We start from the raw sequence: 24,187 nt of genomic DNA, 5'->3' as shown, positions 1-24,187 counted from the left end.
TGGATAAATAAAATATATATAATACCAAAATATAGAACTATACATTAGAAAAGTTCATATTTTTTTAAGAAAATTCTAATTTTAAATTGATTATTTTTTGGTATCATGATACCTTTTATTTATGCTTGTGATTAAAAAATGATTATGTTTTAATTAAAAAAAACGAAAATAAAAATTAAAGTTTTTAAAATTAAGAAAATTATAGTATTACATTAGTATATACAGTAATTATGGTCTAAAAAAAACTAGGGAGGAAAGAATGAAGAAAAAATTATTAATACTTGGAGTATTGGCAACTTTATTGTTCACAGGTTGCGGAGGATCGGACAAAGAAACAGCAGGAACAGCTGATGGGAAAAGTAAACCTACAACCTTTGTAATGGGATCATCTAACTTTAATGGGGATTTCTACGATGGATGGACAAACTCATCGTATGATGCAAACATTAGAAGATTGGTATGGGGTGGAGGACTTTTGTCACCAACTGATAAGGGAGAATTGGCTTTAGCTTCTTTTGTAGAGAGTAGAACTTTAACAAAATCTGACCCTTCAATGAAGAGTGAGGATGTTTGGACATTTAAGATTAAAGATGGGATGAAGTTTTCAAATGGAGATTCATTGACAGCTAAGGATGTAAAATTTACATATGATTTTTACATGGATAAAGAAGCTTTGGGGAATACAGGTGGAACAAGCAGTTTAGATCAATATATTGGGAAAATTGATCTTGATGAAGAAAATAATACAATTACATTTTATTTAAAGCAACTTATATATACTGTAGACGCTTCAGCTTTTGAGACATTTATTTTGGATTCAACATATATAAGCACAGGGGCAGAAAAAGACGGAATAACTCCTCAGCAGTGGGTTAAAGCAAATATGTCGGCTCCAGTAGGGTATGGACCATACAAGATAGATGAATATATGGAGTCACAATATGTAAAATTATCTATCAATGAAAACTATCAGGGGAACTTTGAAGGAGAAAAGCCGAATATAAACAGATTAATCGTTCAAAATGTACCTGATGAAACTAAGATAACTCAATTAGTAACAGGGGAAATTGACGGTATAACAGGGTTAATTAAAGAGGAAAATATAGATGCAGTAAAAGATGATCAAGGTATTGCTACTAATGATTATTTCAGACATGGCGGGGGACAGATCACATTCCATTCAGATTTTGGACCAGTACAACTGCCAGAAGTAAGAAAAGCTTTTGCCTATGAATTTGATAGAATTAAATTCAGAGAAATTTTCTTAGGGAAATATGGAATAGCTTCAAATGCACCATATTCTAGAAATATGTGGATGATGTATGAAGATGGTGAACAGTTAGGAACAGAGGGGAAATTTGAAAAATCATTAACAAGTTATGATATTTTAGATGCAGATGGTAACTGGGATGAAGCAGCGAATTTAAAAGAAGCACATAAATTACTGGATGAGGCTGCAGCTAAAACAGATGGAGTATATGCAAAATTAACTAAGGATGTAGATGGAACTTATCTATGGAAAGGTAAGGAACTTACTCTTAACTTAGCTATCACAGCTGGGTGGACGGATGCAATCAACCTTACTTTAACAAAGGGAGTTCAAGAAGAATTTGGAATTAAAGTAAATATAGATTCTATGGACTGGTCTATTATGGCTAATCATTTATACGGAAATGCGGCTTTAAGTGAAAGAAAATATCATATGTTTACAGGAGGAACTTCATATTCGATAAAATATGATCCATATGCTAACTGGTCTAGTACAAAGATCTTACCTTATGGGAAGGGGTCATCTACTAACAGTGCAAGATATGTAGGAGATGAAAAATTACTTGATGTGATCAGATTCTCAAACCCTTCAAGTGAAGAAGGAACAGCAAGTTACAAAGCTAACTGGAGAAAATGGATTGTAGAAGTTAATAAAGACCTGCCTTTATTACCGCTTTACTCAAATAACTACTATGATGCTTATACAAATAGAGTGGAGAGCTTTGAAACAAATGCATTATGGCAATGGCCTTATGCAATTGTAGAAGCTAGATTTAAATAATCAAATAAATATTAAATAAGCAGAGAACTCTCTGCTTATTTATTGGAGGTAAGTTATGGAAAATGAAAAACAGCAAGGAAAATTGAGCACTCTATTTGATAACGTATTTCCCTATGTGAAATACATAGGAAACAGATTATTTCACCTGTTACCAGTTGTAATTATAATTTCAATAGTAATATTCACTTTGATACAATTAATGCCGGGAGATCCTATCCTTGCCATGATAAACCCAGAAACAACTGCTAATATGACAGAGGAACAAAGGGTAGCGTATATAGAAACCATGAGAAAAGTATTGGGATATGATAAACCCGTTATAGTAAGATATTTTTTATGGTGGAAAGATGTATTGACTGCTAACTTTGGTTACTCAGTAGCACTTAATAAGCCTATCAATGAATTTATAGGAAGTTATATTATGAATTCATTCAAAGTTAATATTGTAGGATTTGTTATAGCATTCTTAATCGCTATACCTATTGGAATTAAATCAGCAGTAAAGAAAAATACAAGATACGATAAGGTAGTAACAGTAATGTCTATGGTTGGAATTTCACTTCCTTCATTCTTTATGGCACTATTATTAGTATTATTATTTTCTGCAGTACTAAGAATCTTACCATTCTCAGGGATGATAGATCCTAGAGGAGTAAGGCCTGAGTATGTATATTATATCCTACCAGTTTCAGTAATCGTATTATCATCTCTTGCAGGTTTGATCAGATATATTAGAAACGCCATGATAGAAGTTTTAAAAGCTGATTATATCAGAACATCTAGAGCAAAGGGGTTATCAGAGAAAGTAGTTATATATAGACATGCATTTAAAAATGCATTAATTCCTGTAATTACAATTATTGGATTCTGGATTCCGGCATTATTTGGTGGATCTATCATCGTAGAGAAGATATTTGCATGGCCGGGAATGGGTCTTTTGATGAACCAGGCATATCAATTTAAAGATAGAGGAGTTTTATCTACTGTATTGTTATTCTTTGCAGTATTGACATTGTTTGCTAATTTATTTATCGATGTAGGTTATGCATTGGTAGATCCTAGAATAAAAGCAAGGAGGATAAAATAATGAGTAATAACGATAATTTAAATAAACAGCATGAAAAAATCATTTCTCCTACAAGACAGATAATGGAAAAATTTAAACACAATAAATTAGCTATGGTTGGACTTATCTCATTTATGTTTTTAGTTGTTGTTATAGTGGGAGCTCAAATATTCGTACATGTGACTAACTATGATTTAGCAAATGTAGATATATCTCAAAAATATATGAGACCAAGTATGGATCATCTATTTGGAACAGATGCCCAGGGAAGAGATTTATTTCTAAGAGTATTAGCAGGTGGATGGATCTCTATACAAGTAGGTCTATTATCTACTTTCTTATCTGTGGTATTAGGAGTTTCAATTGGAGCTGTAGCAGGATTCTTTGGTGGAAAAGTAGATACACTAATCATGAGAGGAACAGAGATTGTTTCATCATTTCCATTTTTAGCAATTGCAATGACTATATCTGCTATATTCATGGATTTAGATCCACAGCTTAGATTATATTTGATAATCTTTATTCTGGGATTCTTAAGATGGACTGGATTAGCAAGAATGGTAAGGGGACAGATCTTATCCCTTAGAGAACAAGAGTTTATAGTAGCAACAAAAGCTTTAGGGATCAGTAGTTTTAATCAAATAACAAAGCATTTAATTCCAAATGTATTAACATATGTAATCGTTAGTGGAACTCTGACATTTGCAGGAGCAATCCTTATGGAATCTTCACTATCATATTTAGGATTATCAGTTACGGAGCCTATCCCTACATGGGGAAGACTTATCAGTTTATCTGCTAAGAATGCCATTATAATGACAAATTACTGGTGGACTTGGATCTTCCCAGGAATTGCATTGTTTATCTTAATAATGAGTATCAATGTAATAGGAGAAGGGTTAAGAGATGCTGTAGATCCAAAATCTCAATATGTTACCAAAGAGCAGAGAATAAGAATCAAAGAGAAGAGAAAAAGAGAGAAAGAAAGACAAAGAAGAAGAAAATTAGCAAAGGCGGCGGTGTAGATGAAAACAAATGAAAATTTACTTGAAATAAGAAATCTACATACTTATTTCTTCACTAATAAAGGTACTATAAAAGCTGTAAATGGTGTAGATATGGAGATCCAAAGAGGTAGAACTCTAGGGGTTGTAGGAGAATCAGGATCAGGGAAATCTATAACTTCATTTAGTATCTTGAAACTTATAGATGATCCAGGCGATATCGTAGATGGAAGTATAATGTTTGATGGTGAGGAACTATTAGACTATACAGAAGATGAGATGAGAAAAATAAGGGGTAATGAGATATCGATGATATTCCAAGAGCCTATGACAAGTTTGAACCCTGTATTAAAAATCGGGGAACAATTGGGAGAGCCATTAATCCTTCATCAAGGGATGGATAAAAATCAAGCTTGGGAAAGATCTGTAGAACTTCTAAGAGAGGTAAAAATACCTGAACCAGAAGGCGTAGTACATAATTACCCTCACCAGTTATCAGGGGGAATGAGACAAAGGGTAATGATAGCTATGGCACTAGCATGTGAACCTAAATTACTTATCGCTGATGAGCCTACAACTGCCTTGGATGTAACTATTCAGGCACAGATATTTAACCTTATGAATGACCTAAAGAAAAAACATAATACAGCTATATTATTTATAACCCATGACTTAGGGGCTATAGCAGAATTAGCTGATGATGTAGTAGTAATGTATACAGGAGAAGCAGTAGAAAAAGCTCCAGTAGAGATATTATTCTCAAAAGTTTCAAAGTTTTCTCATCCATACAAGGAAGGACTATTGAACTCTATTCCAAAACTAAATGAAGAGGTGGAATATTTAGATCAAATAGATGGAAGTGTACCTCATCCATTGAACCTTCCAATAGGCTGTAGATTTGCACCTCGTTGTAAGTTTGCCAGCCAAAAATGTATCGATGAAAAACCAAATCTTGTAGAGGTAGAACCTAATCATCTGATCAGATGTTTCTATCCAAATAAGGAGCAGAGAGATGGAAAATAGAAAAATAATATTAGAAACTAAAGGGCTTAAGCAACACTTTCCTACTGGAAAAAGAAAAAATGGTGAAAGATTATTTGTTAAAGCAAATGATGGTATAGATATGGTTTTATACGAAGGGGAAACTATAGGGATAGTAGGAGAATCAGGGTGTGGTAAATCTACATTTGGAAGAAGTCTGCTTAAATTATACACTCCTACAGCAGGAAAAATAATCTATGACAACAAGGATATCACTGATCTATCTGTAAAGCAGATGGTACCTTTAAGACGTGAGATGCAGATAATATTCCAAGATCCATATTCATCATTAAATCCTAGGATGACAGTGGGTAATATAATTGGAGAAGCTTTAGTAGAGCATAAGATATATAAAAGAGGGTCTAAGGAACTTGAAACATATGTAAAGAAAATAATGAAAACCTGTGGACTAGATGACTATATGATCTATAGATTTCCTCATGAATTTAGTGGAGGACAAAGACAAAGAATTGGAATAGCTAGATCGTTAGCTTTAAAACCTAAATTTATCGTTTGTGATGAAGCGGTATCTGCACTAGATGTATCTATTCAGTCACAGGTAATAAATTTATTAAATGATTTGAAAAAGGAATTTGGAATGTCATATCTATTTATATCTCATGACCTTTCAGTTGTAAAACATATCTCTGATAGGATTGGTGTAATGTATTTAGGAAATATGGTAGAATTAGCTCCTAAAAAAAATCTATATGCATCTCCTCAACATCCATATACAAAAGCATTATTATCTTCCATCCCAGAAACGGATCTAGATATTATAAAGAATAGAAAGAGGATTGTATTAGAAGGAGATATTCCTTCAAATGTAACTCCTCCATCTGGGTGTAAATTCCATACTAGATGTCCTATAGCTAAGGATGTCTGTAAAGCAGAGGAACCTAAGTGGCAAGAAGTTTCAGAGGGTCACTTTGTAGCTTGTCACTATAAGGGAGCAGATATTGTTTAGAGACAAAGAAAAAGGGACTATGGAAGACCTTGTTTCAAAAAAAGAAAAGCTTAAACGGGAAAATGATGAATTAAAAAAATTAATAGATAAAACAGAATTTGAAAAGAACGATGCTAAAGCACTTATAATTGCGGCGTTGACAACTATCGTACCTGTAGTTTTAATAGCTTGTTTATTATTTTATCTCGTAATAAAATTTGTTTTTAAATTTTAAGAGATATGTATAAAAAAAGGAGCTTATCCATCTAAGGGTGGATAAGCTCCTTTTTCTTAGGAGGGAATTATGAATAATTGGAATTTAGATAAACTCTATCCGTCATTTGACTCAAAGGAGTTTAACGAGGATTTAATCAGATTAGATGAAAATATAGCGGAGTTAAACAGTTATAAAGACAGATTGGATGACAAGGTGGAAACTGTAGAAGGGTATATAAAAACACTGGCAAAATCAGCAACTCTATACAGAACTTTAGGAGCGTTTTCATCGTTGACAAAATCTACAAATACGTCTGATTCAAATGCAATAAAATATATAAATTTATTATCAAATAAATATTCAGAGACAACAGAGATAGAGACTAGAGCCAAAAAATGGATAGCAAATTTAGATATCGATGAGATGCTAAATAAAAGTGATTTTTTAAAGGAACATGAATTTTATTTGAGACAAATAAAGGAAAATAATAGGTATATCTTAGATGAAAAAACAGAATTTCTACTTTCTAAATTGGGACAGACAGGGGCAACAGCTTGGAGTAACCTCCATGGAGCTCTGACTTCTACACTGGATGTAGAAATAAACTTAGGTGGAGAGGATAAAATAATAACTTTATCAGAAGTAAGAAACTTAGCTCAAGATAAGGATGCAAATATCAGAAAAATAGCTTTTGAAGCAGAATTAAAAGCTTATAAAAAAATAGAAAAATCAATAGCCTCTTCTCTTAATTCTATAAAGGGAGAAGTTAATACTATAAACGATCTCAGAGGTTATGAGATGCCTATCTCTAAGACACTGACAGATTCTAGAATGACAAAGGAAACATTGGATGCATTATTAGATGCAATCAAAGAATATCTGCCATATTTTAGAAAATATCTAAAGAGAAAAGGTGAGATATTAGGGTATGAAAATGGGTTACCTTTTTATGGATTGTTTGCTCCAATTGGAAGTGCAGATAAAACATTTACCATTGAGGAAGCACAGGATTATGTATTAAAAAACTTTGGATCGTTTTCTCCTAAGTTGAGAGGAGTAGCAGAGAGAGCATTCAACGAGAACTGGGTTGATTATACTCCTAAAAAAGGAAAGGTCGGAGGAGCATTTTGTGCCAATATACCGCCGATTAAACAAAGTAGAATTTTACATAATTTTACAGGAACTTTCTCTGGAGTACTTACACTAGCCCATGAATTAGGACATGCATATCACGGTGACTGTATATTCGGTCAAAGCATCTTAAATACAAGCTATACAATGCCAGTAGCAGAGACAGCATCTATTATGTGTGAAACTATAGTCATGAAAAATGCGTTGTTAGACGCAGACAATGAGGAAAAAATCTTCCTTTTAGAGAGCTCATTACAGGATGTAACTCAGGTAACGGTAGATATATTGAGTAGATATATCTTTGAAGAAACAGTATTCAATGAAAGAAAGGATAATATCTTAAGTTCAGATCAATTAAAAGAGATCATGTTAGATGCCCAAAAGAAATCTTATGGAGACGGATTAGATGAAGATACTCTACATCCATATATGTGGGTAAATAAAGGCCATTACTACAGACCTGGGTTGAGTTTTTATAACTTCCCTTATGCATTTGGTGCTTTATTTGGAAGAGGGTTATACTCGCAGTATTTAAAAGATAGAGAAGCTTTTTTACCAAAATATGATAATCTACTTAAATTAACGGGGCAGAAAAATGTGGAAGATGTAGCTAAATTAGCTGATATAGATGTGACAGATATTGCTTTTTGGAGAAGTTCATTGGAGCAGGTAAAAGAGGACATAGAGCTATTTTTAGAACTGACAGAGAATTATAAAAAATAAAAATAAAATTTAAACTTTTATTGTTGAAAAAGCGTAAAAATGTGGTACTATTCAAGTAGGTTTTAACTGTATTTTAGTATTAAATTAAGAAATGCAGTTGAAAGTAGTGTATTATGATAAACTCATTTTGTTTAGGAGTTTAAAAAGGGGAGGAAATAATGTTTTACAAAAAAGAAAATGGATGGAAAGATATTGAAGAATCTGCTAAAAAAAATGTAATGGATTTTTCAGAAGGATACAAAGAATTTTTAGATACAGCTAAAACAGAGAGAGAAGTAATTACTTATTCTCAAAAGATGGCTGAGGCTAATGGTTTCGTAGATGCAGAATCTATGGAAACTTTAAAAGCCGGGGACAAGGTTTTCTATAACAATAGAGGGAAAAACCTTATCTTAGCAGTTATTGGAAAGGAAGATATTTTAAAGGGAGCTAACTTTGTAGTATCTCATGTAGATTCTCCTAGATTAGACTTAAAGCAAAATCCATTATATGAAGATGGTGATTTTGCACTTTTACAAACTCATTACTATGGTGGAATAAAGAAATATCAATGGGCATCTAGAGCGTTATCTCTACACGGTGTAGTAGCTTTAAAAAGTGGTAAATTAATAAATATAGTTATTGGTGAAGATCCTACAGATCCTGTATTTGTAATTCCTGATCTATTACCTCATTTAGATAGACATGTACAAAGAGATAGAAAAGCTAGTGAAGTATTAAAAGGTGAAGAGATGAACATCTTAGTAGGGTCTATTCCTACAACTATGAAAGATGGAGAGATGAAAGAACACTTTAAATACACTATCTTAAAGAAATTAAACGATGATTATGGAATAGTGGAAGAGGATTTTATCTCAGCTGAATTACAATTAGTTCCAGCAGAAAAAGCAAGAGATATCGGTCTTGACAGAGGTATTGTAGGAGCATATGGTCACGACGATAGAATCTGTGGATATACTTCTATGATATCTATGTTTGACCTAAAGGAAACTCCTAGAAGAACTTCTATCTGTTATTTAGCAGATAAAGAAGAAGTCGGATCTATGGGATCTACAGGATTACAATCTAGATATTTAGATTATTTTATGGGTGACATCATCTATAAAATCGTAGGAGATAAATTTAACGATCAGATCTTAAGAAAAGTATTATGGAACTCACATGCACTATCATCTGACGTAAATGCTGGTCTTAATCCATTGTTTAAATCTGTTCATGATGAGCAAAATGCAAGTAAATTAGGATATGGAATAGTTCTTACTAAATATACTGGATCAGGTGGAAAAGGTGGATCATCTGATGCAGATGCAGAATTTGTTGCGGAACTTAGATCTATATTTGATGATGCAAATATCAAATGGCAGACTGGAATGCTTGGAAAGGTAGACGAAGGTGGAGGCGGAACTGTAGCTATGTTCTTAGCTCACTATGGTATTAGAACTATTGATGCAGGAGCTGCATTATTATCGATGCATTCGCCTATGGAATTAGCTTCAAAATATGATGTATATGAAATCTATAGAGCTTATAAGGTATTCTATAACTTCTAAAGATAAAGTTAAAATAAGAAAAACTGCAGAGAACTCCTCTGCAGTTTTTTTGTTTTGTTTAGGGAATAAAATTCCTTCTAAAAAATTAAAATAGTATTTAATTTGACAATCTAAGTTATAAAAAATGAAAAAACTGAATTTTAAGCATTTTTTTATTCAGTTTTCATCATAAATTTAATTTTGATAGTAAAAAATGAACATTAATTATATAATACGATTACATTTTAGGAAGTCATACGTGAGAAAATATAATTATAAATTTAAAGGAGGAATTCAAATGGAAAAAATGGTTAATCTCTATAGGTATTCTATTATTATTTAGCATTACTTTTGCTAATAAAACTGACGGTAAAGGATTTGTTGAGAATCGTGTAAATTGGTTTAATAACCACAGACTTAAGTCCTCTGGGGTGGCAGATCCCATTTGTAGGGGAAAAAATGAATAACTTTAAAAAGATTGACTTTATCAAAATTAAGAACTATTATTGTAGAGCTAAAATTTAAATTTTACTTAAGTTATAGGTAAAAAAATTAAAGTTGGAGGAATTAAAAATGGTTAAGAAGTTTATAATTTTATTGACAATATGGTTTTCATCGATAAGTTTTTCTGCTTATATCCACAAAAATGAAGCTATTAAAATTTTATCACCTATAGTAGCTGAGGACTATAAGGAATATAACGAGGTTTATATAGTCAACAATTTAACAGAAAGAGATGAATTGGGAGAAGGAACGATAACAACCGAAATTTATAGAAAAATCTTAAATACCACTTCTAAAAAAGATAACTCACTTTACTTTGATTATGATGCTAATTACAGTGGTTTAGACATAGCTATAATAGAGCTTATTAAAGCAAATGGAAAAATAATTGAACTGGATCCTAAAAAAATATTGGAAGAAAAAATAAACGGAGCTTCCCAGGAGAAAAACATATATACAACTCAACATAAAACTTTATCTGGGACAATACCAAACTTAGAAATAGGAGATATAATCTATACTAAATCTATTGAGATTATAAAAAAAGCAAGGATAGAGGGGCATTTTTCAGGTGGAATTACCCTAGAAAGTTCTGCCAAATTTATAAATAATTATGAAAAGCTTACGTTTCCGAAAGACATTAAATTATATGTCCATGAATTGAATAAAGTAGGATTTAAATATGATCAAAAAAGAACTGAAATAAAGGATAAACAGATATATGAATGGAATGTAAGGGATAATTCACTGGTGACTCGAGAGTCTAATATGGAAGATATCGCATTTTCTTTAAACTATATAGAGTATACAACTATACCAAATTGGGAGTATATATCCAAATGGTCTTATGAACTAGTTTTGCCTCATCTTACTATGGATGATGATATCAGAAATAAGGTAGAGGAACTGACTAAAGATGCCAAGACAAGGGATGAAAAAATAGAGAATATCTTCTATTGGGTAGCTAGAAACATAAGATATCTAGGAGTAGATGGAGAAAAGAACAGACCTGGCCTAGAGCCTCACGATATATCTTATACGTTTAAAACTAGAGGGGGAGTGTGTAGAGATAAAGCCACCCTTTTGAGTGCTATGCTGAATGAAGCTGGAATTAAGTCAGATACGGTTCTTATGAGCGCAGGATCAAAACTTAACCCTGAGGTTCCGATTGATATGTTTAACCATATGATAACGATAGCCTATGATGAAAATGGTGAGCCAATGCATATGTTGGATCCGACATATGAAACTACTAAGGATTTTTTACCTAAACATGAAGAGGATAACTCCTATCTAATATCTCGTAAAGATGGTGATACATTGAGGAATACTCCTATGTCACCGGCTGCAGAGAATAATTCAAGTGTAACGATAGATCTAAAATTAGACAGTGACTATAATGCTATGGGAATTATTGAATTTACATTTTCAGGAGTAGCTGATGGTGGATTGAGATCTATATCTATGAATATGAATAAATATGACTTGGATAAGGTGATAACGGGGCTTATAAATAGGGTTAACCCTAGTATAATAACAACAAAGATTATAACTTCAGATCCTAAAAATATGGATTCTAAATATACTATAAAAGCTGATATCGAGATACCTGGATATGGAAAAAAGATCAATGATTATATATTTATACCCTTCAGTGGTGCTGATCCTAGTATTCATTTTATGTATGAGGGGTTAATTTCACACCCATTTTCATTAGCTGAAAGGAAATATGATTTTAAATTAAATTCACCCACAAGTTTCACTGTAAACTATCGTTTGGAATTTTCAGAGAGTATTTCAAATATTTCCATACCAAAACCTAAGACAATAGATTATGCTGGATTTAAAACGGTATTTACTTCCAAAGTAAAAAATAATATATTGGATACTAGTTATTATTTGGAAAATTCAAAAATTCATTTTCCTAAAGAAAAATATCAGGAGATAAAAAAAGAGATAGGGGAACTATCAAATAATAACAATTTATTCTTGATAAAAGGGGTGAAAATAGATGAAAAATAAAGTAAAATTATTTATATATATGACTTTGATGACCTTTGTTTTTGTGGGGTGTACGAAATTTAAGTCGGGAAACGATGAAAATTCAGATAAGATGGGATATAAATTTAGTGAAGTTATAAAGATTATTAAAGATAACAATAAACTTCCTGAGGAGTATGCTGAATTAGGAGCAGTTCAGTTGGTAAACAATGAAAAATTAACTGTTCATAAAGATGGAAGCAGCGAGATCAATAAGTTTAAGGTCACTAAGGTAATTAATTATGAAGGAAAGAAAAAATTGTCAGATATAATTATAAATTACGATCCAACCAATGAAAAATTGATCTTGGGAGAAATGTATACGGTGACAAAAGATTACAAAAAAATTTCAATACCTAAAAACCAAAGTATTGAACAAGATGATGAACTGGCAATATATTCGCCTTCATATGTTCACAATAAAAATAGGATAGTTAATTTTTCCAAAGTAGAACCGGGAACTTATATTATAACTGATTATACTATTAAAACTAAGTATACTTCCCCTCTAGGTGGGAATGAACCTTTTGATGGTGAAATTCCATCTGTAAATAAAACTAAAATGATAGATTATCCAAAATCTATGAAGCTAAACTATGAGGTTGTAGGAGATAATATAGTTGAGGATAAAAAAGTTTTAGATGATAGATATATCCTTACCTTTAGTTCGAAGAATACAAAAGTTTTAAAGTGGGAGGAGGCTATGCCTGTAAGCCTCTTATTAGATATAAATAAAGTTGTATATTCTTTTTATAAAGATTGGTCAGATCTGAGTAAAGAAAAACTAAAATCCATGGATAATATAGAAATAAGCCCTAAGGTCAGAGAGCTTTCTAATAAGATAGCAGGGAATACCGAAGAAAAAATAGATAAAGTAGCTAAAATATATTCATATGTAATAAATAATTTTACTGCTCAAAATATATATTTAGATCAATCAGATTTTAAACCGCTAAATTTAGATCAGATTATCTATCAAAAATATGGGTCTATAATTGATTTGAATGCATTATTTATAGGGCTCGTTAGAGCACAAAATATTGATGATATATACCCTGTGATCATATTAGACTCATTTTTTAAAAGTTCACCTTACCAGATAAAGTATCCTATGAATCATTCGATATATACTGTAGGAACATACGTCGATGGAAGAATAGTTCTATTAAATAGTAGATATAAATACCTAGATGCATTTGATGAAAAAACAAATTATATCTCTAGAAAAAATAACTATCTCCCTCAGGTCTATGAACCAAAAATAGATTATAAGGAGAATAAAAACTATCTCTATAAATTAGAAGATGACGATGCAAAAATAGGTGTAAGTCTTGAATTTAAGGGGGCAAGGGATAGTTTTATAAGGTCTTATGGGGAAATGCTTCCTACTCAGAGGAAAAATGTTATAGATCAAGATTTTGGTAACTCATCGACTACAATAGTTGGGGAAACTAAATTCGGTGATTTTATGGATTATAAAACCCCTATGAAAATGTCGTATAGTTTAAAGGCTGATAACTTGGTTATAGATCAAGATAAATATCTATATTTTATGATTTCTCCTGTGGAGCTTAACTTAAGTTTGTCTTTAGACAAAAGAGATCATGACTATCAAATATACAGTGAGATATCTACGAAGGAAACTTTTAGAATAGACCTTAGTCAGAATAAAGATATTCTAGAAACTTCAAAATTTATCAATGGGCTGAATATTGTAAAGGAATTTAAGGTAGGAGATAGAACTGCAAAATATAAATTTATTTCAGAACAAGATAAAAATATTATAGATATAACTAGAGAGATCTATATTCCTGTTGGAATTGTAAAAAAAGAGGATTATAAAGAGTTTAAAGACTTTGTATTGGATATAAAAAATCCTATGAGAGATAAAATTTTTATAAAAAAATAGTGGAATAAAAAAATAGGACTTTCGAGTTCTATTTTTTTATTTCTGAGACCCTCTAATCTGTCAAATAAGGATGGTTAAAAAACTTTTTAATGGTGGGATTAAGACAGATTGTTGAGAAGCCGTTTTAATTGATAATAAAGGGGAAATGTGATAAAATATAATGTGTAATTATATTGGATAGATGATCTAAATTTTATTAAAATTAATCCTTACTTTGAAAAACTTTTTAAAGGGAAAGTGATTAAGTTGGTTTAGAAAATATTCAATAAACTTGGAGGTAAAGAAATGGAAAAAATACAAATTACAACGGAATTTATTAAATTGGATCAATTATTGAAATGGGCCAATATAGTAGGTAGCGGATCAGATGCAAAACATGTAATTACTGAAGAGATGGTCAAAGTAAATGGCGAGATCGAAACTAGAAGAGGGAAGAAGATCCGTGTGGGAGATATCGTAGAATTTGACGGTAAAAAGATAGAAGTAATAGCGTAAGAGGTGCTAAGATGCAAATCCTAGATATGAATATGATCAATTTTAGAAACTTAGATGATGAGCACTTGGAATTTGATCGTAGATTTAACTTATTTTTAGGGAAAAATGGTCAGGGGAAAACTAGTATACTGGAGGCTGTTTATTTTACGGTTACAGGAAAGAGTTTTCGAACCAGTAAAAATAAGGAAATGATAAAGTACGGTCGCCATAAGATGGGAGCTTTTGTTAACTATGAGGATAGGATAGCACTAAAATCCATATCGGTAAAAGTAGATGAAAAAAAGAAGATATATTCCTATAATAGGAAATCGATTAAGTATGATGAATTTTTGGGTAAATTAAATATTATATCTTTTATACCAGAAGATATAGAGCTTATTATTGGGTCGCCCAGTGTGAGAAGATCGTTCTTTGACTATGAGATAGCTCAGGCAGATCCAGAGTACTATCTTTATTTAAAGTCGGTATCCAAACTGTTAAAATTCAGAAATAAATATCTAAAGGATAGAAATACCAACGATCCAATGTTTGAGATCTATAATTTAGAGTTTATAAAATATGCATCATTAGTAGTAAAGAAAAGAATCGATTATGTAAAAAATGTTTCAAGGTTATTGTCTTTAAACTATCGAAAATTATTTGATGGGGAAAAGGAGCTGACCTTGGGGTATAAATCCTTTTTAGGAGAATTAAGATCTCCTACTTTGGAGGAAATAGAGGGTAAAATAAAGAAAAGTTATGAAGAGGTAAGGGGTCGTGAATTACGATATGGATATTCCCTTATTGGTCCACAAAGAGATGATTTTATCTTTCGTTTAGACAATAAGGAAGCCAAATCTTATTCATCTCAAGGGGAGAAAAAATCCATAGTATTTGCCTTAAAAATATCTGAAATAGATATGATAATAAAAGAAAAAAAAGAAACGCCTATCTTTATAATAGATGATATATCATCTTATTTTGACTCCATAAGGAAGGAAAATATATTGAAATATTTTCAAAAGAGGGAGATACAACTATTTATTAGTTCTACCTCAGATCTAGAGATAGAAGCGAAAAGATTTTATGTACACAGAGGTGAGATAGATGGTTAAAAATCTAGTAGATGTAAGTGATCTGATGGAAGCAGCCATAACTAAGAGCCGGCTCCTAAAGGAAGGTATTTTAAAATCAGAATGGGATAAAATAGTGGGGGAACTTTCTAAAAAAAGTTTTGTTATCTTCTTGAAACAGGGAAAACTTTTTGTAGGAGTAGAAAATTCGATTTGGATCCAGCAGATGAATTTTCAAAAGAAATCTATCATAGTGAAAACCAATGAATTTTTAGGTGGAGATTATGTAAGTGAGATAATCTTTAAAATTGGAAAAAAAGATACTAAAGATTATTTTTTGAATGAAAAAGAAAGAGATGACTCGATAGATTTAGACAGTGTGACCTTAACCGCTGAAGAATATCTGCAGATGGAAGAGGAGCTCAAAGAAATAAAAGATGATTTTATAAAAAAACAGACAAAGGTTGTTTTGGAAAAATCATATAAACGAAAAAAATACTTGAAACTTCATGGATATAAGCAGTGTAAGTGTGGAATTTATTATAGTTCCCCTGAGCCTATGTGTGCTATATGCATGAATAAAGAAGTTTTAAAACTAGAAGAAACCCTTATGAAAGCCTTTAAAGATAGAAAAATGCTGAAATATTTCCAGGCTGTAAGGGAGATAGAAGATCTAACAGAAAAAGAATATAACAGAATAAAATTAAAAAAACTATCCAAGATAAAAAAAAATATAGATATCTATTTGAGAGACAGGAAAGATGAGCTGGCTTTTGAGTTGTCTAAACTATATTTTATAATAGATTTAGGTGAACTAGAGGATGAATATATAGAGAAAAGGGCAGAGGAATTTATACAGCTGTTGAAGAAATAAGATTTAGGAGGGTAAGTTAGATGAGTAATAATTATAAAGCGGAAGATATAACGGTTTTAGAAGGATTAGAAGCCGTTAGAAAAAGACCGGGAATGTATATTGGTTCTACATCTGAAAGGGGATTACACCATCTTGTGTGGGAAGTAGTAGATAACTCAGTAGATGAAGCCTTGGCAGGGCATTGTAACAAGATAATTATAAATGTATTGGAAGACAATATAATTGAAGTAATCGATAACGGAAGAGGAATTCCCACAGGAATGCATCCTAAACATGGAAAATCAGCATTGGAGATTGTATTGACTGTATTACATGCTGGTGGTAAGTTTGAGAACGATAACTACAAAGTATCTGGGGGACTTCATGGAGTAGGTATCTCAGTAGTAAATGCTCTATCTGAATGGATGGAAGTTTATGTAAAGACGGATGGTGAAATCTTCCATCAAAGATTGGAAAGAGGAAAACCTATGTTTGATGTAAAAACAATAGGTAAAACTAAGGAAACTGGTACTAGAATATTATTTAAAGCTGATCATGAGATATTTGAAACTTTAATCTATAGTTTCGAAACTTTGAAGAACAGACTAAAAGAATTGGCTTATTTGAATAAAGGCTTAGAGATAGTACTTACTGACTCTAGAAAAGAAGATAAAGTCGAGGAAATATTACAATTTGACGGTGGTATAATCGATTTCCTGGCTGAGTTAGAGGATGGAAATGAAAAATTAATCAAAGAACCTATCTATATGAATGGAGAGGCTGAAGGGGTAGTCGTAGAGATTGCCATGACTTATACAATAAAGCAAAGAGAGAGCATATTCTCATTTGTTAATAATATAAATACCCATGAAGGTGGAACCCATGTAAGTGGATTTAGAACTGCTCTTACTCGTGTAGTAAACGATGTAGCTAAAACTATGGGACTTATAAAAGAAAGAGATGGAAACTTCCAAGGTAGTGATATCAGAGAGGGAATGACAGCAATTATATCTGTAAAAGTACCAGATCCTCAATTTGAGGGACAAACTAAGACAAAATTAGGTAGTTCAGAAGTTACTAGTATAGTTTCTGGTATTGTAGGTAAATATCTAAAGATGCACTTAGAGGATACTCCGGCAGACGCAAGAAATGTAATCGAAAAGATCTTGATGTCTAAAAAAGCAAGGGAAGCCGCTAAAAAAGCAAGAGAATTAGTAATGAGAAAATCTGCACTAGAAGTAGGGTCATTACCGGGAAAACTTGCAGACTGTTCATCTAAGAAACCTGAAGAATGCGAAGTCTATATAGTAGAGGGAGATTCAGCAGGAGGATCAGCAAAGCAAGGAAGAGACAGACATACACAAGCTATCTTACCACTAAGAGGAAAGATACTGAATGTAGAAAAAGCTGGATTACATAGAGCATTAGAAAATACAGAAGTAAGAGCTATGATCACGGCATTTGGTGCTGGAATGAATGATGAGATGACTCTTGAAAAATTAAGATACCATAAGATCATAATCATGACCGATGCCGATGTAGATGGCGCTCATATCAGAACTTTAATCTTAACATTCCTATTTAGATATATGTCAGATCTAATAACTAATGGAAATATATATATCGCTCAACCACCATTATTTAAGATAACAGCTGGTAGATCGGTACAATATGCTTATACGGATAAACAAATGAAGGATGCAACGGAATTACTTAACATAGAAAACAGAAGATTTACCCTTCAAAGATATAAGGGGCTAGGAGAGATGAATCCAGATCAGCTATGGGAAACAACAATGGATCCAGATACAAGAACATTATTACAGGTAAGTATAGATGACGCTGTAGAAGCAGATAAGTTATTTGATAAATTGATGGGTGACAAGGTAGAACCTAGAAAGAAATTTATCGAAGAGGGAGCCGAATTCGTAAAGAACTTGGATATATAGAGTGCTTGCTGTAAAAATTACAGTAAATAAGAAAAAAATAGAAGGTTTAGCTTCTTAAAAATATAAAATAGTAAGAGGTAGAATTCTATCTCTTATAAATGACCTATCTTCTCCCGATTGACGAGTACAAAAAAATTATATTTAATAAATATGATTTTTACGATGTCAAGGGAGATGGTGTCCGTGAGGACAGGTGAGGGTAAATTAATTCAGGGAGGATTAGATGTCAAATATAATAACTAGATATATAGAACAAGAGATGAAAGAATCGTATTTGGACTACTCTATGAGTGTAATCGTAAGTAGAGCATTACCAGATGTAAAAGATGGACTAAAACCAGTTCATAGAAGAATTCTTTTTGCCATGAATGAGTTAGGAATGACTAGTGATAAACCACATAAAAAATCGGCTAGAATCGTCGGAGAAGTACTGGGTAAGTATCATCCACATGGAGATTCGGCTGTTTATAATACCATGGTTAGAATGGCTCAAGATTTTAACTATAGATATGAATTAATAGATGGACATGGAAACTTTGGATCGATAGATGGAGATTCGGCAGCAGCCATGAGATATACAGAAGCAAGAATGGCTAAAATCACCAAAGAATTATTGGTAGATTTAGACAAAAATACTATAGATTATAGAAAAAACTTTGATGATTCATTGGATGAACCTATTGTATTACCTGCAAAACTACCTAATTTACTATTAAATGGAGCAACTGGTATCGCAGTCGGAATGGCGACAAATATACCTCCTCATAACTTAGGAGAATTAGTAGATGGAATCTTAGCTGTTATAAATAATAGACTAGAGATAAAGGGTAAAAAAGACGGGATCGTAGAAGGTTTTGAAAAAATAAAGGAATTAATTACTAACTCTACAGAAAAGATCGATGCAGAGATTAGTTTTGAAAGAATTGAAAAGATGATCTCAAAAGCTGAAGTATCTGATGAAGATAGATTATTGAATACAATTGAAAAAATAAAGGCTGTTGTAGATAAATCAATAGAAGAAAATGACGCATTAAATCTTAAACTTCAAAAAGAAAGAGACGCTAGGGAAGCTTCTTCAGAAATTGAAGATTATACAGAGATACCAAAAGATCTTTCATTGACTACTTTTAGAGAGGTAAAAGAGGTTATTTCAGGGATTTTAGGAGAGGCAACTAGAATAACTTCTAGAGACCTGATCGAATATATAAGTGGACCTGATTTCCCAACTGGTGGAATAATTGATGGGAAAAAAGGAATCTATGATGCTTATACTACTGGTAGAGGTAGAGTAAGAGTAAGAGGTAAGGTAAAGATTGAAGAGCATAAGAATGGAAAGAGTTCGATAATAATCAACGAAGTACCATTCCAAGTAAATAAAGCTAGGATGATAGAAAAGATCGCTAACCTTGTAAAAGAAAAAAAGGTTACAGGAATAACTGATCTTAGAGATGAATCTGATAGAAATGGTATAAGAGTAGTAATAGAGACTAAAAGGGGAGAAGAACCTGAATTAATCTTGAATAAATTATATAAATATACTGAGTTACAAAATACATTTGGAATTATTATGTTAGCTTTAGTTGATAATGTACCAAAAGTATTGAAGCTAAAAGAAATATTAGACCACTATATCAATCATAGATTCGATGTAATAACTAGAAGAACTAAGTTTGAATTAGAAAAAGCTGAAAAAAGATCTCATATCTTAGAAGGTTTTAGAATAGCTCTAGATAATATCGGAGAGATAATCAAGATAGTTAGAGGGTCAAAAGATGCCAATATGGCTAAAGAAACTTTAAAAATTGATTATTCATTTAGTGAAGCTCAAGCTAGATCGATCTTAGATATGAAATTACAAAGATTAACTGGATTAGAAAGAGATAAAATAGAGAATGAATACACAGCTCTAGTAGAGATAATAAAAGAATTAAACTTTATCTTAGATAACGAAGGAAAAGTTTATGAGATAATAACAGAAGAATTAGAAGAGATTAAAGAAAATTATTCTGATGAAAGAAGAACTCAAATAGAGGAATCTAGATTAGATATCAATATAGAGGACTTAATTTCAGATGAGAAAGTAATCGTAACTCTGACTAATAAAGGTTATGTAAAGAGAATAAGCCAGGATAAGTATAAAGCACAAAAAAGAGGCGGAAAAGGTGTAAGCAGCCAAAATACAGTAGAGGGTGACTTCGTAGAAAATATGTATGCTGCTTCTAACTTGGATACCATGATGATCTATACAGACAGCGGAAAAGTATACAGCTTAAAAGTATATGAAATCCCAGAATTCTCTAAACAGGCTAGAGGTAAATTAATTGAAAATATGATTAATTTAGGAGAAGATGAGAAGGTAAGATCTATAATCAAAGTTAGAGATTTCTCTGAAGAACATGAAGTATTCTTCCTAACTAGAAACGGTATAGTGAAGAAAACTAACTTAAGTCAGTTTAAAAACATAAATAAATCCGGTTTACGTGCTATAAACTTAAAAGACGGTGATGATCTTATCTTCGTTGGATTAGTAGATACCAAAGAAAGTGAGGTATTTGTAGCTACAAGACTAGGATACTCTATAAAGTTCCCACAAGATAATGTAAGATCTATGGGAAGATCAGCAACTGGAGTAAAAGGAATCACTCTACGTCCAGAAGATGAGGTAGTATCAGGAGTAATAGTTGAACGTGAAGATGCTAAGATCCTTACTATAACTGAAAATGGATATGGAAAAAGAACAAGAATAAGCGGTTATACCAGTCAATCAAGAGGTGGAAAAGGTGTAATCAACATCAGAGTAAGTGCTAGAAACGGAAAGGTTGTAGATGTAAAATCTGTAACTGATGATGAGGAATTATTGGCTATTACTTCAAATGGAGTTGTAATCAGGACTCCAGTAGAGGATATATCTTTAATTGGAAGAGCAACTCAAGGTGTAAAGATCATGAGAGTAGAAGATACGGAACATGTAGTTTCTACAATCAAGGTAAAAAGAAACCTAGAAGAACTTATTGAAGAGGAACTTTTAGAGATAACAGAAGAAAAAAAATAAGAAAAAAAAGGAATATATATAGTTTTGTAGAAAAATGTAAATACTTAATGAATTAAAAATAATTGATAATTGTTGATTATTAGTTATTCAAATGGAGGGGTACTTATGTTAAATAGAATTTTGATTTTATTCGGAAATGAACTGGACAAAAATAATTTACTAAAAACAGGACAACATTTAAAAGAAAAGTACGGAACAGAAGTATACGGGCTATATATTAGAGATATAAGAAAATATGAAGTATTACCTCCTACAGTAGAGGGGTTGGTTGTGGATAATTCAGCTAATTTCTTGATCAGGGAGTGGGAAAAATCAGAAAACATCCAGGTAGAAGAATTAAAAAAAGTATTTAAAAATTATTTTCCAGTGGAACACCTATTAATAGAAGAGGGAATTACCCAAGAGATCGTCCAAGAAAAAATGTTGGGATTTGATTTAGTAGTGATAGAGAAATCTAAGACTATTACAGCTAACCAAAAAGATCTTCTCAGACATCACTATAAACCTGTTCTATTGATTCCTGAAAATAATAGTTTGAAGGTAGAAAAAGTTATGATTGCTAACGATAAGAGTGAAAGGGTAAATAAATCTATCTTTACCTTCTTAAATATGTTTAATAAATTAAATAATTTTACCTCTGTCGCCGTAAATTTAGATGATGAAACTGATAATGAATTTTCAAAATATATGGAGATAGCAGGAAAAACATTGAATACTTTAGAATTAGAGGGGAAACCTATAGATATAATCTCTGAAAAGAGTAAAGAATTTGATATCTTAATTATGGGAGATCTTAAACATTCCTTCCTATTGGAGAGATTGACAGGAAATACAGGGTTAAAATTATTGGAGAATATAGATATTCCTATCTATATAGGATAATATTTTATATTAATAAAAAAAGTTTTTAGGAGGAGAACTGTTGTTCTCCTCCTAAATTAATCTAGACTCTTTCCTCGATGTCAAAAGGAAGAGTGAGAAGGGAGTCATTATGAAAGTATTGATAATATCGGATAGTCATTCAAGGTTGGATAATTTGATGAAAATATGGGAGAAGGAAGTTCCAGATGTTGTTATCTCAGCTGGAGATTACAGTAAAGATGTGGAGGAATTATCATATGTATATGAAAATTCTAAATATTATATAGTCAGAGGAAACTGTGATTATATGGATCATAATACGGAAGATACTTTAGAGTTTGAACTATCAGGAAAAAAGGTATTTTTGACCCACGGTCATCTATATGGAGTTAAAACAAGTTATGATTATTTGAGGATGGAAGCAAAAGACAGAGGTAACGACTTATGTATCTTTGGTCATACACATGTCCCTTATTTAGAGGAAGAAGAGATGATTTTATTTAACCCTGGAGCCGTGAAAGATGGGCTTTATGGGATACTGAATATAAATAATGATGAAATCAATATAGAGCATAGAAAGTTATAAACTAAAAAAAAGTATGATAATCATCAAAAATTTGATAAAATACTATGAGATTAATGATATAAGAAAGTTTTTAGGAGGCAAGATGAAAGGGATAATAAACGCTCTAAAGGATGAAGTAGCTATTAGCTTAACTTCAATAACTAGTGTAAAAGAACTAGAAGATCTAAAGGTAGAGATTTTGGGGAAAAAAGGTAAATTAACAGATATCATGAAAGGTATGAGAAATTTATCGAAGGAAGAAAGACCTGTTATTGGTCAATTAGCTAACGAAGTTAGGGATTTTATTACTAATGAAATTGAAACTAAGATGACTGAGCTAAAGGACGCAGAAAAAAATGAGAGAATGAATAACGAAACTATAGATGTTAGTTTACCAGGAAGAGAAACAGGAACTGGAAGATTACACCCTATAACAGAAACTATGGATTTCTTAAAGAATATATTTATAGAGATGGGATTCGATGTAGCAGCAGGACCGGAATTAGAAACTACATTTAATAACTTTGATGCATTAAATATACCAGAAACTCATCCATCGAGAGATCTACAGGATACTTTCTATATTGATGATAATACAGTATTAAGAACACATACATCACCTGTACAAATTAGATATATGCAAAATAAAACGGCACCATTTAGAATGGTATGTCCAGGAAAGGTATATAGATCTGACTACGATGTATCTCATACACCAATGTTCCACCAAATGGAAGGATTGATGGTAGGAGAAAATATATCATTCGCTAACTTAAAAGCAATCTTAACTGAATTTGTAAATAAGGTATTTGGAGAAACTAATGTAAGGTTTAGACCTCATTTTTTCCCGTTCACAGAACCTTCAGCAGAGATGGACGTAGAATGTGTAATCTGTAAAGGAAAAGGTTGTAGACTTTGTAAAAATACAGGTTGGTTAGAAATAATGGGTTGCGGAATGGTAGATCCTGAAGTATTAAAAAGTGTAAATTATGATGCAGATGAAATAAGTGGATTTGCATTTGGAATGGGAATAGAAAGAGTTGCTATGTTGAGACATGGTATAGATGACTTAAGAGCATTTTATGACAATGATATGAGATTCTTAAAGCAATTCAACTTTTAATAGACCCTGATCTTTTTATAATGTTTAAGAAAAAATAGAAAAAACACAACTCTTTTCTTGTTGTCGTTTACTCTTTA

Annotated in this window: 18 protein-coding genes; all 18 read left to right on the top strand. The window is 31.8% G+C overall.

The window, feature by feature from the left end:
• Positions 1-259: 259 nt before the first annotated feature.
• The 18 genes from K337_RS0100660 (at position 260) to pheS (ending at position 24,110) form a co-directional block, all read left to right on the top strand.
• Positions 260-2,050, top strand: a complete 1,791-nt coding sequence (locus K337_RS0100660) for an ABC transporter substrate-binding protein (protein WP_028854906.1) — start codon at positions 260-262, stop codon at positions 2,048-2,050.
• 55 nt (positions 2,051-2,105) lie between these two features.
• Positions 2,106-3,137 (top strand): ABC transporter permease, encoded by a 1,032-nt coding sequence (locus K337_RS0100655; RefSeq protein WP_028854905.1) that lies wholly within the window; start codon positions 2,106-2,108, stop codon positions 3,135-3,137.
• A complete protein-coding gene (locus K337_RS0100650) occupies positions 3,137-4,141 on the top strand; it encodes an ABC transporter permease (protein WP_028854904.1) in 1,005 nt (334 codons plus the stop codon). Before K337_RS0100655 ends, K337_RS0100650 begins: the two co-directional genes overlap by 1 nt.
• Positions 4,142-5,143: an ABC transporter ATP-binding protein gene (locus K337_RS0100645; RefSeq protein WP_028854903.1), complete on the top strand. Its 1,002-nt coding sequence runs from the start codon at positions 4,142-4,144 to the stop codon at positions 5,141-5,143.
• A complete protein-coding gene (locus K337_RS0100640; protein WP_028854902.1) occupies positions 5,133-6,128 on the top strand; it encodes an ABC transporter ATP-binding protein in 996 nt (331 codons plus the stop codon). Before K337_RS0100645 ends, K337_RS0100640 begins: the two co-directional genes overlap by 11 nt.
• Positions 6,121-6,342 carry a hypothetical protein gene (locus K337_RS0100635; protein WP_051251545.1) on the top strand — a complete coding sequence of 74 codons (222 nt, stop codon included), beginning with the start codon at positions 6,121-6,123 and terminating at the stop codon, positions 6,340-6,342. The genes K337_RS0100640 and K337_RS0100635 overlap by 8 nt, the downstream gene beginning before the upstream one ends.
• A 69-nt stretch (positions 6,343-6,411) precedes the next feature.
• The gene (locus K337_RS0100630) at positions 6,412-8,178 is read left to right on the top strand and encodes a M3 family oligoendopeptidase (RefSeq protein ID WP_028854900.1); all 1,767 of its coding nucleotides are present in this window, start codon (positions 6,412-6,414) and stop codon (positions 8,176-8,178) included.
• A 158-nt stretch (positions 8,179-8,336) separates the two neighbouring features.
• Entirely contained in the window at positions 8,337-9,728 is a 1,392-nt protein-coding gene (locus K337_RS0100625) for an aminopeptidase (RefSeq protein WP_028854899.1), read from the top strand.
• A 552-nt stretch (positions 9,729-10,280) separates the two neighbouring features.
• The gene (locus K337_RS0100620; protein WP_028854898.1) at positions 10,281-12,233 is read left to right on the top strand and encodes a DUF3857 domain-containing transglutaminase family protein; all 1,953 of its coding nucleotides are present in this window, start codon (positions 10,281-10,283) and stop codon (positions 12,231-12,233) included.
• Positions 12,223-14,160: a DUF3857 domain-containing protein gene (locus K337_RS0100615; RefSeq protein ID WP_028854897.1), complete on the top strand. Its 1,938-nt coding sequence runs from the start codon at positions 12,223-12,225 to the stop codon at positions 14,158-14,160. The genes K337_RS0100620 and K337_RS0100615 overlap by 11 nt, the downstream gene beginning before the upstream one ends.
• Positions 14,161-14,445: 285 nt before the next feature.
• The gene (gene yaaA / locus K337_RS0100610) at positions 14,446-14,655 is read left to right on the top strand and encodes a S4 domain-containing protein YaaA (protein ID WP_028854896.1); all 210 of its coding nucleotides are present in this window, start codon (positions 14,446-14,448) and stop codon (positions 14,653-14,655) included.
• Positions 14,656-14,666: 11 nt separating this feature from the next.
• Positions 14,667-15,749, top strand: coding sequence for a DNA replication/repair protein RecF (gene recF, locus K337_RS0100605; RefSeq protein ID WP_028854895.1), 1,083 nt, complete (start codon positions 14,667-14,669; stop codon positions 15,747-15,749).
• The gene (locus K337_RS0100600; RefSeq protein ID WP_028854894.1) at positions 15,742-16,581 is read left to right on the top strand and encodes a DciA family protein; all 840 of its coding nucleotides are present in this window, start codon (positions 15,742-15,744) and stop codon (positions 16,579-16,581) included. Before recF ends, K337_RS0100600 begins: the two co-directional genes overlap by 8 nt.
• A 20-nt stretch (positions 16,582-16,601) precedes the next feature.
• Entirely contained in the window at positions 16,602-18,509 is a 1,908-nt protein-coding gene (gene gyrB, locus K337_RS0100595; protein WP_028854893.1) for a DNA topoisomerase (ATP-hydrolyzing) subunit B, read from the top strand.
• Between the two features lie 223 nt (positions 18,510-18,732).
• The gene (locus K337_RS17380; protein ID WP_028854892.1) at positions 18,733-21,561 is read left to right on the top strand and encodes a DNA gyrase subunit A; all 2,829 of its coding nucleotides are present in this window, start codon (positions 18,733-18,735) and stop codon (positions 21,559-21,561) included.
• A gap of 105 nt (positions 21,562-21,666) precedes the next feature.
• The gene (locus K337_RS0100585) at positions 21,667-22,443 is read left to right on the top strand and encodes an adenine nucleotide alpha hydrolase family protein (protein WP_028854891.1); all 777 of its coding nucleotides are present in this window, start codon (positions 21,667-21,669) and stop codon (positions 22,441-22,443) included.
• Between the two features lie 109 nt (positions 22,444-22,552).
• Positions 22,553-23,008 (top strand): YfcE family phosphodiesterase, encoded by a 456-nt coding sequence (locus K337_RS0100580; protein ID WP_037029022.1) that lies wholly within the window; start codon positions 22,553-22,555, stop codon positions 23,006-23,008.
• An 82-nt stretch (positions 23,009-23,090) separates the two neighbouring features.
• The gene (pheS, locus tag K337_RS0100575; protein WP_028854889.1) at positions 23,091-24,110 is read left to right on the top strand and encodes a phenylalanine--tRNA ligase subunit alpha; all 1,020 of its coding nucleotides are present in this window, start codon (positions 23,091-23,093) and stop codon (positions 24,108-24,110) included.
• Positions 24,111-24,187 lie beyond the last annotated feature (77 nt).

The sequence above is a fragment of the Psychrilyobacter atlanticus DSM 19335 genome (genome assembly GCF_000426625.1).
GTDB classification, from domain to species: domain Bacteria; phylum Fusobacteriota; class Fusobacteriia; order Fusobacteriales; family Fusobacteriaceae; genus Psychrilyobacter; species Psychrilyobacter atlanticus.
The sequence above is the reverse complement of the archived record's forward strand: the minus strand, read 5'-3'. Positions and strand labels throughout refer to the sequence as shown.